Genomic DNA, 12,242 nt, shown 5'->3' with positions numbered 1-12,242 from the left:
CCAAACACATGCAACAGCAGTTCAAGTCCCTTACCTGCTACACTTCACGCGCGCGACAAATCTGCCTTCAATCATGGATCACGGGCTGTACCCGATTGCGCGTGTCCAAGAGATAGGCGCGGCTCCCGCCATCAACGATCTATACCGCTGGGACGGGCACAGAAACGGCACATCCGTATCAATCGGATTCCCAAATTGCCAGATGCTGTACAAGTACAGGATGGAGAATCCAGACGTCGATTGGGCAATTCTGGTTCTACATCCTTCGATCCTGTGGGCCAAAAACTGTGCGTTCTGTCGCCACAATGCCGCTGACGGACGAATCAGCGCCCAGCCTCTTGCCAACTTGATGACTCCCCAAGCATTTGCCGGGATGTATGACGAAATTGAGGGGCTGACCACACGGGAGGATCAAAGACTGAAGCCCTTCGATCCAACCGACGTGCAGGCAGAGGTACTGGTGTTTGATGTGATCGAACCGCAGTACGTCGATGAAGTGGTCTTCGAAGTGGCTGCCGTCCGCGATACCTACCTTCCCCACTTGGGCGAGCGAAAACACTACATCCACGCGAACAACAAAGGGATGTTCGCGAATCGGACGTACGCGAGGACATGGGGCAACTAGGCCTCGCTGGAATAAGCTATGGCAGAACGTCCTCTATTCATCCCAGCCACCGAAGGACCGGCCCTCGTCAAGACTAAGTACGTCGAGTTCCAGTGGTTCCCCGGCATGGCCGTATCGCAGAAGCAAAAGTCCGTCGATTCGCTCCATGCGGCTGCATGCAATTTGCCCGGCATCAGCAAAGTGCTTGAGGTATCCAGCAAGTCCCGTGAAACCCTTGGCGTAGCACTCAGCGCCTTCAACCTCAGTTTCACCACAGTCAAGCTCAACCGCACGTTCAGCGTGGAGTGCGCGTATCAAGGCAGCAAGGTCTTTGAGCGGGGCGGTCCCTTCGTGGATATCTTCGGTAAGACATCCCGTGAAGCGAAGAAGGATGAACGCCTGCTTACCTCGGGCCGTCTCACGGGTTTTCGATTCTTCGGCACCGACTGGGAGCTAGAGCCACTGACGGCGTTCTATGACTGGCTTTACATCAACGCCCTGAAAAAGCAACCCAGCGTGACCGAGCAGCTTCTGGAGTATTCGGCTTTCACGGATATCGAGTTCAACCCCGAGCGCTCGATCAACTGCCAAGCCTATTCCGTCGCGATGTACATCTCTCTGCACAAACGCCGCCTACTGGAAGAGGCAACATCCTCAAAGGAAGCATTCCTGCGAACGGTGGGCAAGGCCGCCATCTGCAACGCCCGACAAGACGAAACCGTGCAAGGCGGTTTTCGGTGCGAAATCGGGGTCAGACCACAATTAATCTCCAGACCCGTGGCACCACTTCAGCCACAGAAACCCCACGTTTTTCTATTATAATAGCGAAATAGCGAAATAGCGAAATAGCGAAATAGCGAAATAGCGAAATAGCGAAATCGGGGTCAGATCACAATTTTCACGGTTAAGCGCAAAACGTAGAACTCGCGGTCAAACAACGATTTACCTGGGGCTTGGGCGCTTGGGGCTTTGGTCGATTTTGGCCGCGCAGCAAAACGGCATGAGGCCGGCTGCCCCTAGCGCCCTAGCCCCCACCCCCACGGCAGTCTGATCTCGATTTTTCGCCTAAAATTTAAATCCCTTGTCTTGTGCGCGGGAAATCGGGGAAATCGGGGAAATCGGGGAAATCGGGGTCAGACCACGATTTTCGCAGTGACACACTGGCACCAGGCACGCTCAACAGCATCCTGAAGCAGGCAGACATCAAACAATGAGTTCCACCATGCAATATGCAATTGTTATTGAGCAAACTCCTAGCAACTACTCGGCGTACGCCCCTGATTTGCCTGGCTGTGTTGCTACTGCGGCGACGATTGAAGAACTCGAAACGCGCATGCGCGATGCCATTGAGTTTCAATTAGACGGTATGCGCGCTGACGGGCTGCCTTTGCCCCAGCCGACCAGCCGTGTGGACTATATCGATGTCGCGGCGTAGGATTCAGGGAAGGAAATCGAGGAAATCGAGAAAATCGAGAAAATCGGGGTCAGAGGAGGAAATCGGGTAGAAAAATCAAGGGACTGCGAGAAGATTCAAACCTGAGTCAAGCGGGTTCGCCGCCGGGCTCAGCACCAGCCTGTCCACAGTACAAAAGTGGGAAGCGGGCGACAAACGCCCGAGTGGCCCACCGCCAAATCTGCTTAAAATGATCAAGGAGGTTCACCGTGGTCAGACCTCAATTTCAGCCTTTTCCAATCGAGGCATGCGCCTAGAGGACTCCTACCCACGGCATCAACCAACTTGACAACTTCACCTTTTTGGTTAAAATTAGCCGATGGAAAAAGGCACCCCGCACTGCAAGCTTCCAGTCGTCAAAGCCTTGGTAGAGGCGGGTCAGGTCAGGGCCACGGCCAGCGCCTTCAGTGGGGCGCGTGATCTGGGCATTGATGACCTAGACGGGATGTGCGCTGTAGTCTTGGCGCTCACTGGCGCCGACTTCTACAAGAGCATGACCACCCATGCCGATCATCGTGTTTGGCAAGACGTGTACCGAGGCAAGACGCCATGCGGCGATGAGGTGTATCTGAAGCTGACCGTCATCGATGGTGTGTTGATCGTTTCCTTCAAGGAGCTATGACCATGAAATGCCCCTGCTGCGGCGCGGCGGAACTGATCCATGACACGCGCGATATGTCCTACACCTACAAGGGCGAACACACCATCATCCCAGCGGTGACGGGCGATTTTTGCCCTGCTTGCGGTGAAGTGGTCTTGAACCGTGAGCATGGCGACCGCTACAGCGAAATGGTCGGCCTGTTTCAACGCCAGGTCAATGCCGCCTATGTCGATCCGAGCTACATCGCCAAGGTGCGAAAGAAGCTCGATCTTGACCAACGGCAGGCGGCTGAGCTCTTTGGTGGCGGCGTCAACGCCTTTTCGCGCTACGAGAACGGCAAGACCAAGCCGCCGCTGTCCTTGGTCAAGCTGCTCAAACTGCTGGACCGCCACCCCGATCTGCTCTCAGAGGTCAGAGCCACCTGATTTTCGGCCAGAAATCGGGGTCTGATATCGGGGTCAGACCATCATGGCACTCGGTTAAGCTCAAAACATGGGAATCGTGGTCAAGCAGCGATTTACATGAGGCTGGGGCGCTGGGGGCAGTTGGCCGATTTTTGGCCGCGCAGCAAAACGGTATGAGACCGGCTGCCCCCAGCGCCCCAGCGCCCACGGAGGTTTACCGTAGTAAGGCCAAGATTTTCTGACACATGACACGTTTCGGTTCGTGTGCTTGTGTTGTAATATGGCGGTGTTGTATGACAAAGGGCAAGTCATGACCATCGTCGCAAAAGTCTTCATGAGTGGCCGCAGCCAAGCCTTGCGTCTGCCTGCACGCCTGCGCCTGACGGCCAAAGAGGTGCGCATCGAGCAGGTCGGGGCCGATTGGTGGCTGCACCCACAAACACCGCCGGAGCAAGACATGGGCCTTTGGCTGCAAGGGTTTTACGCCCACGCAGCCCCTCTGCCAGACCACTTTTTGGCCGACAGACTAGACCATCCGCCGCAAGAGCGCGACTGGAGTTGATCGCGCGCCATGCGACGAACGCTGGACACCAACATTTGCAGCTACATCCTGCGGCGGCACCCTGCTGAGATGGTGGCGCGCTTTGCCGGGCTTGAGCGCAGCCAAGTGTGGTTGTCGGGCATTGTGGCGGCCGAACTGCGCTTTGGGGCGACCAAGTTGGAATCACCCAAATTCAAGGCGGCGGTGGAAGCGTGGTTGGCGGGTTTTGACGTGCGGCCTTGGCCCTTGGAGGCCACCCACCATTACGCTCACATTCGGGCCATGCTGGAGCGAGCTGGGCAGCCTATAGGTGGCATGGATTTGATGATTGCCGCGCATGCCTTGGCCGAGGATTCGGTGCTCGTCACCAACAACGCCAGAGAGTTTTTGCGAGTGCCGGGCTTAGCGGTTGAGGAATGGGCGCTGGGTGCTTGAAAATCCGCATGCGGGAAAATCGGAAAGTATTGGTCAAACGCACCATCAGCAAAGGAGGTGTGAACAGGTGAATGAAATCGGAATCAGACCGTCGTGGTACTCGGCCCTGGTTCAAGCTACCACGGCCTCTGCTGACTTCTTGCTCCGGAACAGCCGTCGCCGTTTCAGGCGTATGAGCGCTGCCGTGCCGGTGACCTGCTCCCAAGCTCCCGGCGCTTGCGCCGGCCCATGCCTAGGCGCGCAGATACGCTTGTGGGTTGAAGGGTTGAAGGGTTGATGCCTGCGGCAGCGTCTGCATTTCAGCGAGCGCTAAGTACTGATACCGTTTATACTGTGAAAGTACCCTGACAAGGAGAGCGCCATGTCCAAAGAAGCCGTCTTTACGATGAAGCTGGAGCCGCAACTGCGTGCCGACTTTATGGCCGAGGTGGCCGGCGAAGATCGGCCCGCATCCCAAGTGGTGCGCGAGTTGATGCGCGGCTACATCGAACAACGCCGCCAAGCCCGCGCCTACGATGACTACCTTCAGCGCAAGGTCGAGGCCGGCCGCACCTCGATGCGTGCCGGTCTTGGCCGCTCCAACGACGAAGTTGAAGCTGCATTCGCTACCAGACGCCACCAAGCAACGGCAGGCCAAGTGTGATTGTCGTCTGGACGCCAGAGGCAGAGCAAGACCGTGCCGACATTTGGGACTGCATCGCGGACGACCACCCAAGCGCAGCCGTGCGCATGGATGCGCTTTTCAGCGCTGCGGCTGCTAGGCTGGCCGCGCATCCGAAGCTGGGCAAGGCGGGGAAGGTTGCGGGCACCCGCGAATTGGTAGCGCATGAAAGCTATAGGCTGGTGTACGAGATCGACGGCAGCACGGTTTGGGTACTGGCCTTGGTGCATACCGCCCGCCAGTGGCCACCAGTGACGGAGTAGCACGCGGGGCTGGGTGTCGGCGCTGCGCCTGCGCCATTTGGTACTGTTTGAACTGCTGGCACTCGCTGGCACCGGGGGCAGCGCCGGGTGCTGGTCAATTTAGGCCCGTTAGGCCGTCTGTGCGCCATGTATGCGGTGCGATTTTGTGCCGCACTGCCGCTGCGCCTGCGGGACGTGTCCTTGAGAGGCTTGGCTTAATCTTAAGGGCTTTAACTTGCCGTTTTTGTAACCATCTAATTTTATTAGATATTTTGGTAGGTCGTGCAGGATTCGAACCTGCGACCAACGGATTAAAAGTCCGCTGCTCTACCAACTGAGCTAACGACCCACTCTGCTTGACGGCGCCGATATTCGACATCGCCAAGCCTCAAATTATATCCTGTTTTTCGACGCATTTCGGCCTGACGCTTTTTCGGCCTGATTGTTGTCGCGGGCTGCGTTTATCGGGGTAGGGGCTGAGTGCTTCTGGCGCCCTTCGCCCCAGCCGACCGCACCTCAACCGCCAAGCGCTCCAGCACCCATGAGGCCGCCACCATGCCAAAGCCTGCGGTTACTGCCACGCTGGAGCCGTACCCATGGCAGTTGAGGCTGCCATCGCCGGCACCCTCTGTGCTGCAGGATGGGTCGGGAGGGGCCACGGGTTCGCGGCTGAACACGCAGGCCAGCCCCATGGACCCTTTGGCAGCAGCCGCGTGTGCGCGGCGCAGCTGGGAGCGCAGGCGGGCCAGCATCGGGTCGTGGGTGACGGCGGACAGATCGGCCACTTCGATGCGCTGCGCCTGCCGTTTGCCACCCGCTGCACCGCAGGTGATGAAGTGCAGCGGGGTTTGCAAGGCCCACGCGGCCAGTGATTCCTTGGCGCTGCGCTGGTCGCAGGCGTCGATCAGGGCTTGCGGCTGGCCGTTGTGGGCGGCGATCTGCTGCAGCAGCGCGCCCCAGTTGGCAGGCGTGACGAAATCGTCGAGCGCGTGCACCTGTGCCGCTGGGTTGATCTGGGCGATGCGCTGCTGCATCGCCTGCACTTTGGACTGCCCCAAGGTGCTGCTCAGGGCGTGCAGCTGGCGGTTGACGTTGGATTCGGCCACGTGATCGAGGTCAATGAGCGTGAGGCGCCCAACGCCGCTGCGCGCCAGCGCCTCGGCCGCCCACGAACCCACACCGCCTACGCCCACCACCACCACATGGGCATCGAAAATGCGCTGCGCCCCAGCGGCACCGTAGAGGCGGCGCAAGGCGCCAAAACGGCGCTCGAAGCCCTCGAAAGGTTCAGCCACGCTCGATCAGCCACATTTGGAAGCGCAACGCGCCCACCGCCCCCAAGCCGATGCCCGCCACGGCGATCAGGCTCCCCAAGCTCAGGGTCGAGAGGCCCGAGAGGCCCTGCCCAATGGTGCAGCCCATGGCCGTGACGCCACCCACACCCATGCACACGGCGCCCACCAGGTGCAAGGCGGTGTCTTGGGAGCCGCGAAAGCCTTCCCAGTGAAAGCCGCGGCTGAGCAGCGCATAAGCCAGCGAGCCCAGCACCACGCCCACCACCGTCACCACCCCGAGGGTAAGCACCTGGGAGGCGTCGCTAAAGAAAATCAGCCACTCGAGCGCGTAGGCCATGGGCGCGGTGAAGGTGAGCGACTCCATGACGCCGGTGTCGGTGGTGAGAAACACCGCTTCCAGCGTCTCGGGGTGCTCAGGGACGAAGGCCAACACACCAGTGACCCACCACAGCGCCACCACCGTGGCCCCGATGCCGATTCCGGCCAAGGGATTGTCGAGCGAGGAACGAAAATCGCGGCTACCCAGCGCCCACGCGATCAAGGCCACGCCAACCAACCCCGCCAGCCCCAGCGCCGCACCCGGCGCGCCCCACAGCCCGGCCAGCCAAAGGGGCAAGGCGCTGCTGGTATCCAGATGCAGCACCACTTGATCGATGGTTTGGTTGCGCAGCACCGCCGTGACGCCGCTCAAAGTGGCGTAGGCCGCTAGGCCCATGACGAAGAAAACCACCAGCGATTTGAGGTTTCCGGCACCGATGCGCACCAGCGTTTTGCTGCCGCAACCCGATGCCAACACCATGCCAAAGCCAAACAAGGCCCCGCCGACGAGGGCCGACAGCCACAGCACCCGGCTGCCGCTGTAGATGGTTTGCGTGGGGTCGATCCAGCCCAGCGCCGCCATGCCGTAAAAGCCGAGCATGGCGACGCCGGCCGCCATGCCCCACATGCGCAGGCGCGTCCAGTCGCCCATGTTGACGACGTCGCTGATGGCGCCCATGGTGCAAAAATGGGTGCGCTGGGCCACCACGCCAAACACGAACGCGACCGCAAAAGCGGCCCACAGCACAAGACTGGCTTGCGCTTGGATATCAGACATTTCCATGGCGAGTGATTAGCGCAGGCGCGTGATTCGCTCACGCGCCACGGCGGCGGCTTCGGTAGTGGGGTGCGCTTGGATGAGCTCTTGCAAGGCGGCGCGGGCGGCGCGGTTGTCGCGCTGCGCGATGTGGGCATTGGCGATGCCGAGCAAGGCGTCGGGCACCCTCGGGTGTCGCGGAGAAACGGTGATCATGCGCCTGAAGGTTTCGACGGCGGCGGCGTGCTGGCGCGCCGCATACTGCGCGTTGCCCTGCCAGTACAGAGCCGGCACCACGTAACCGCTGCGCGGAAACTGCGCGACCACCTCGCCAAACAGACGCGCTGCGCGCTCGAAGTCGGAGGCGCGCAACACCACCATGGCGGCATCGAAAGCCTGAACCTCTTCGGGCCGGGTCTGAAACTCCACCCCCTCGACCGTGACGGTGATCGGCTCCAACGGGCGCAGGCGCTGGTCGAGCTGGGCCTGCCAGTCGCGCTGCAGATCGCGCTGCTGGCGCTGTAATTCGGCTACCAAGTGCGCCAGACGTTCGTTGTGGCCCCGCAGTTCGGCCAATTCGCGGCGCAGGGCGTCGTTTTGCGTCCCGATTTCAACCAGGTTGCGGCGCAGACCCAGCAGTTCTTCGTCGAGGCGTTGGGTGAGTTCGGTTTGTTGCTGCTGCAGGGCTTGGTTGGCTTGCTCGGCCGTCAGCCGGTTGGCCTCTACGCGCTCGCGCAGCTCGATGATCGCGCGCCGGGCTTGGTCGTCGCCGCCAAACAGCTGCGCCTGCGCCGGCAAGGCCGCAGCCAGCAGCGCCAGCAGCAGCCCATACGCTGCCAAGCGGGGGGCGGCGAAAACAAAACGGGTAGGCATTTCAGCGGTACACCAGTTCGACGCGGCGGTTCTGGCTGTGCGCGGCTTCGTCGGAGCCGGCGCTGGCCGGTTTTTCTTCGCCAAAACTAACCGCCTCCATCTGCGCGTCTTGGACACCCATCAGGGCGAGCGAGCGGCGCACCGCTTCGGCGCGCTTTTGGCCCAGCGCGAGGTTGTATTCGCGGCCGCCGCGCTCGTCGGTGTGGCCCTCGAGCGCCACGCGGCGCTGGCGGTCGGCCGCCAGAAAGCGCGCGTGCCCTTCGAGCAAGGGAACGAATTCGGCGCGCACGGTGTATTGGTCGAAATCAAAAAACACCAAGCGCGCCAAGTGTGCCGGCGGCTGCCCAATGGCGGTGGTGCCAGCCTGCACCGGGGCCACGGCGCGCTGATCCACCGCTGCCGCTCCAGCCGGCGCGGCCGGTGCAACCCCGATTTGCTGCACCGGCACGGCGGTGCGGTCTTGCACCGGCACGTCTTCGGCCAAATTGACGTTGGAACCGCAGGCGGCCAAAAGCAGGGCCGCACACAGCACGGCGGCGGCTTGGAGCGGGCGCGTGAGCGACCGGGGGCGCAAGCTGGCGCGCTTGCCTCCGGTGCCGAAAAGGGTGCCGAAACGGGTACCAAAGAGTGATTGCATGATGGTCATGAACATGAAAATGAATAAATTCGATACTCTCAGCTGAGTTTCTTAGCGCTGAAACGGCCCCCAATCGGGCTCGCGGATGCCGCCCGGCGCGCTGGCCAGCCGGGTTTTGATGCGGCCATCGAGCGAGGTGGTCATCAACACTTCACGGCCTTGCGCTTGGGTCGCGTACATGATCAGGCGGCTGTTGGGTGCAAAACTGGGGCTTTCGTCAGCGCTGGTGTCGGTCAAGGGGGTGATGCGGCCATTGGCCAGTTCCATCACGCAGACCCGAAACGCGCCCCCGATGCGCGAGATGTAGGCCAACCAGCGCCCGTCCGGGCTGACGGCCGGCGAGATGTTGTAGTTGCCTTCAAACGTGACGCGGGCCACGTCGGCACCCGCCGGCGTCATGCGGTAGATCTGCGGCGAGCCACCGCGGTCGCTCACAAAATACACCGTGCGCCCATCGGGGGTGAAGGCCGGTTCGGTTTCGATGCCGCTGGTTTGGGTGATGCGCTGCGGCTGCCCGCCACCGGCGGCGTCGATGGCAAAAATCTGCGACGAGCCACCAAAGGTGAGCGTGGCCAGCAGCCGCCGGCCATCGGGTGACCACGCCGGGGCGCTGTTGGAGCCGCGAAAGCCGGCCAGCAAGCGGCGGCGCCCAGTGGCCACTTCGTGGGTGTAAATGACCGGCCGACGGGCCTCGAACGACACGTAAGCCAGCTGTTGCCCATTGGGCGACCAAGCCGGTGAGATGATCGGTTCGGCGCTGGCCAGGGCGGTTTGGGCGTTTTCGCCGTCGGCATCGGCCACCCACAGGTTGTGGCGCTCGCCGTGGCGCGAGATGTAGGCGATGCGGGTGGCAAAAACGCCCGGGTCGCCGGTCAAGCGCTCATAGACATAATCGGACAAACGGTGCGCCGCCAGCCGCAGGTCGCTGGCGGGCACGGGGAAGCTCAAGCCGCCTAGGTCTTGCGCCCGCACCACGTCCCAGAGCCTGAAGCGCACATCGAAGCGGCCATCTGCCAAGCGCTCGACGCTGCCGGTGATGAGCGCATCGACACCGGCGGCGCGCCAAGGGGCGAGGTCGGGCCGGGCGCTTTCGTCGAGGATGGCGCTGCCCCCGGGCAGGGCGCGCAGCTGGCCGGTGCGCTCGAGGTTGGCGCGCACGATCGCCGGCACATCTTGCGGCAGCCCGGTGGCCAGCCGAAACGGGGCGATGGCAAAGGGGATCTGCTGCAAGCCGACCCCGGTGACCTCGACCCGGAACTGCGCCTGCGCCGGCCCCCACGCGCCCAAGGCCAAGCCCGAGCCGCCCAGCGCCGCCAAGGCGTGAAAACGGCGCCGGGTGAGGCCGGAAAGCGGGGGAACGGGCATTTGCAAGGGTGTCTGGTGCATGAATCAAGAAACAAAAACAGTGGAAAGCGGCAGGGCCTGGCTGGCAAGCTGCCAGCGCCCCAGCAACCGGCGCGTCAGACCGATAATAGCGGAAGTGCTGCGCTTCGTACCTGCTGGGTGAGGCCGCAAGCCCCTAAAGTTCCCCCTGCTCGCCCCACAGCCGGCGCGCCGCAGGCCACGCCACGGCAGCGCTTGCTGCCCGCCGTTTTGACACGCTCCGATCTTGCACGACCGCCCTGCCCCCGCCCACGAGGCCGCCCACACCGCCCCGACCGATGCCCGCTCCCTAGGCCAACGCCTGCTGCGGGTCTGGCCCTATTTCCGCTCGCACAAGGGTGCGCTGGGGCTGGCTTTTCTGGGCGCGCTCATCGCCGCGCTCACCGAGCCCGCGATCCCGGCGCTGCTGCAAATCCTGCTCGACGAAGGCTTTGTGGCCGGCAGCTTTCCGCTCTGGCTGGTGCCGGTGGCGCTGATGGGGCTGTTTGCCGTGCGCGGCTTGGCCACCTTTGCCGCCAAGTACGCGCTCAGCTACGTGGCGGCGGGGGCCATGGTGCAGCTGCGCCGCGCCATGTTCGAGCGCCTCAACGACGCCGAACTGACGCTGTTTGGCGAGCAAAGCGCCAGCAAGCTCTCCAACACCCTGGTCTATGAGGTGCAGACCGGGGCCCACATGCTGGTCAACAGCGTGCTGACGCTGGTGCGCGATGTGCTCACGGTGATCGCGCTGCTGGCCTATCTGCTGTTTTTGAACTGGCAGCTGACCCTGATCGTGCTGGCGCTGTTTCCGCCGCTGGCTTGGGTGATGCGGGTGCTCTCCAAGCGCCTGTACCGCCTGACGCGCAGCAGCCAACTGGCCACCGACGAGCTGGCTTACGTGGTGGAAGAAAACGCGCTGGCGCACCGCGTGGTGCGGCTGCACGGGGCGCAGGCGCAGCAGACGCAGCGCTTCGACCGGCTCAACCTGGTGCTGCGCCGGCTGGCGCTCAAGGCCACCGTGGCCGGGGCCGCCGTGGCCCCGCTGACGCAGATGCTGGCCGCCGCCGCGCTCTCCACGGTGATCATGATTGCGCTCTGGCAAAGTGCGACCAGCGGCGTGACGGTGGGCAGCTTCGTCGGCTTTGTCACCGCCATGCTCATGCTCATCAGCCCGATCCGCCAACTGGCCGACCTCGTGACCCCGATCACGCGCGGGCTGGCGGCGCTCGAGCGCGCGCTGGAGCTGATCGAGCACACCCCGGTGCAGCGCGGTGGCACGCACCGCACCGACCGCGCTGTCGGGCGCTTGAGCTTGGAGCAGGTCTGGGTGCAGTACGGCAGCAAAGACGACGCGGCGCTGCGCGGCATCAACCTCGAGGTGGCGGCTGGCGAGGTGGTGGCGCTGGTCGGCCCCTCGGGCTCGGGCAAAACCACCTTGGCCAACTTGCTGCCGCGTTTTGTCGAGGTCAGCGCCGGCACGCTGCGGCTCGATGCCGTGGCCCTGCCCGACTGGGATCTGGCCAGCCTGCGGCGCCAGTATGCCATGGTCAGCCAAGACGTGGTGATGTTCAACGACACCCTGGCGGCCAACGTGGCCCTAGGCGCCGAGTTCGACGAGGAACGGGTGCGCCAGGCGCTGGAGTCGGCCAACTTGGGCGAGCTGCTGCAAACCCTGCCGCTAGGCATGCACACCCCGGTGGGGCACAACGCCACCGAGCTCTCGGGCGGCCAGCGCCAGCGGCTGGCGATTGCGCGCGCGATCTACAAAGACGCACCGATCCTGATCTTGGACGAAGCCACTTCGGCGCTGGACAACGAATCCGAGCGCCTGGTGCAAGAGGCGCTGCAGCGGCTGATGCGCGGGCGCACGACGCTGGTGATCGCGCACCGGCTCTCGACCATCGAACACGCCGACCGCGTGCTGGTGCTGGCGCAAGGCCAGATCGTCGAGCAGGGCCGCCACGAGGCGCTGCTGGCCGCCAACGGCGTGTATGCGCGGCTCCACGCGCTCAGCTTGGGGGGCAAATGGTCGGAATGAAATGGTTGGAATGAAGCCCGG

General features: G+C 62.9%; 15 protein-coding genes and 1 tRNA gene. 10 read left to right on the top strand and 6 right to left on the bottom strand.

Annotation, left to right across the window (positions count from 1 at the left end; genetic code table 11):
* Nucleotides 1–73: 73 nt before the first annotated feature.
* From SMCB_RS02980 to SMCB_RS02940, 9 genes are all read left to right on the top strand, one after another.
* Entirely contained in the window at nucleotides 74–625 is a 552-nt protein-coding gene (locus SMCB_RS02980) for a DarT ssDNA thymidine ADP-ribosyltransferase family protein (protein ID WP_197539311.1), read from the top strand.
* Nucleotides 626–643: 18 nt separating this feature from the next.
* Nucleotides 644–1,426 carry a DarT1-associated NADAR antitoxin family protein gene (locus SMCB_RS02975; RefSeq protein WP_197539310.1) on the top strand — a complete coding sequence of 261 codons (783 nt, stop codon included), beginning with the start codon at nucleotides 644–646 and terminating at the stop codon, nucleotides 1,424–1,426.
* 400 nt (nucleotides 1,427–1,826) lie between these two features.
* Nucleotides 1,827–2,039, top strand: a complete 213-nt coding sequence (locus SMCB_RS02970; RefSeq protein ID WP_045537501.1) for a type II toxin-antitoxin system HicB family antitoxin — start codon at nucleotides 1,827–1,829, stop codon at nucleotides 2,037–2,039.
* Nucleotides 2,040–2,376: 337 nt separating this feature from the next.
* A complete protein-coding gene (locus tag SMCB_RS02965; RefSeq protein WP_045534957.1) occupies nucleotides 2,377–2,679 on the top strand; it encodes a type II toxin-antitoxin system MqsR family toxin in 303 nt (100 codons plus the stop codon).
* Nucleotides 2,680–2,681: 2 nt separating this feature from the next.
* Nucleotides 2,682–3,083 carry a type II toxin-antitoxin system MqsA family antitoxin gene (locus tag SMCB_RS02960; protein WP_045534955.1) on the top strand — a complete coding sequence of 134 codons (402 nt, stop codon included), beginning with the start codon at nucleotides 2,682–2,684 and terminating at the stop codon, nucleotides 3,081–3,083.
* 289 nt (nucleotides 3,084–3,372) lie between these two features.
* Nucleotides 3,373–3,624 carry an antitoxin gene (locus tag SMCB_RS02955; RefSeq protein WP_045537499.1) on the top strand — a complete coding sequence of 84 codons (252 nt, stop codon included), beginning with the start codon at nucleotides 3,373–3,375 and terminating at the stop codon, nucleotides 3,622–3,624.
* Between the two features lie 9 nt (nucleotides 3,625–3,633).
* Nucleotides 3,634–4,038, top strand: coding sequence for a type II toxin-antitoxin system VapC family toxin (locus SMCB_RS02950; RefSeq protein ID WP_045534954.1), 405 nt, complete (start codon nucleotides 3,634–3,636; stop codon nucleotides 4,036–4,038).
* Between the two features lie 361 nt (nucleotides 4,039–4,399).
* Entirely contained in the window at nucleotides 4,400–4,681 is a 282-nt protein-coding gene (locus SMCB_RS02945) for a hypothetical protein (RefSeq protein WP_045534952.1), read from the top strand.
* A complete protein-coding gene (locus SMCB_RS02940) occupies nucleotides 4,678–4,962 on the top strand; it encodes a type II toxin-antitoxin system RelE/ParE family toxin (RefSeq protein ID WP_045534950.1) in 285 nt (94 codons plus the stop codon). The genes SMCB_RS02945 and SMCB_RS02940 overlap by 4 nt, the downstream gene beginning before the upstream one ends.
* A 252-nt stretch (nucleotides 4,963–5,214) precedes the next feature.
* Here SMCB_RS02940 and SMCB_RS02935 read toward each other — a convergent pair.
* The 6 genes from SMCB_RS02935 to tolB form a co-directional block, all read right to left on the bottom strand.
* A tRNA-Lys gene (locus SMCB_RS02935) sits at nucleotides 5,215–5,290 on the bottom strand.
* Between the two features lie 112 nt (nucleotides 5,291–5,402).
* Nucleotides 5,403–6,236, bottom strand: a complete 834-nt coding sequence (locus tag SMCB_RS02930) for a tRNA threonylcarbamoyladenosine dehydratase (RefSeq protein ID WP_045534948.1) — start codon at nucleotides 6,234–6,236, stop codon at nucleotides 5,403–5,405.
* On the bottom strand, nucleotides 6,229–7,338 hold the full coding sequence (locus SMCB_RS02925; protein ID WP_045534946.1) for a YeeE/YedE family protein: 1,110 nt from the start codon (nucleotides 7,336–7,338) through the stop codon (nucleotides 6,229–6,231). The genes SMCB_RS02930 and SMCB_RS02925 overlap by 8 nt, the downstream gene beginning before the upstream one ends.
* Nucleotides 7,339–7,347: 9 nt before the next feature.
* Entirely contained in the window at nucleotides 7,348–8,184 is an 837-nt protein-coding gene (gene ybgF / locus SMCB_RS02920) for a tol-pal system protein YbgF (RefSeq protein WP_082027198.1), read from the bottom strand.
* 1 nt (nucleotide 8,185) lies between these two features.
* On the bottom strand, nucleotides 8,186–8,836 hold the full coding sequence (gene pal / locus SMCB_RS02915) for a peptidoglycan-associated lipoprotein Pal (RefSeq protein ID WP_231851235.1): 651 nt from the start codon (nucleotides 8,834–8,836) through the stop codon (nucleotides 8,186–8,188).
* 36 nt (nucleotides 8,837–8,872) lie between these two features.
* Nucleotides 8,873–10,186: a Tol-Pal system beta propeller repeat protein TolB gene (tolB, locus tag SMCB_RS02910; protein ID WP_045537495.1), complete on the bottom strand. Its 1,314-nt coding sequence runs from the start codon at nucleotides 10,184–10,186 to the stop codon at nucleotides 8,873–8,875.
* Nucleotides 10,187–10,430: 244 nt separating this feature from the next.
* Between tolB and msbA the strand changes: the two genes are divergently transcribed.
* Nucleotides 10,431–12,221, top strand: a complete 1,791-nt coding sequence (msbA, locus tag SMCB_RS02905; protein WP_045534943.1) for a lipid A export permease/ATP-binding protein MsbA — start codon at nucleotides 10,431–10,433, stop codon at nucleotides 12,219–12,221.
* The last annotated feature ends 21 nt before the right edge of the window (nucleotides 12,222–12,242 follow it).

The sequence above is a fragment of the Serpentinimonas maccroryi genome (assembly GCF_000828915.1).
Classification (GTDB): domain Bacteria; phylum Pseudomonadota; class Gammaproteobacteria; order Burkholderiales; family Burkholderiaceae_C; genus Serpentinimonas; species Serpentinimonas maccroryi.
Note: the sequence above shows the minus strand (reverse complement) of the source record. Positions and strands in the feature narration are given on the sequence as shown.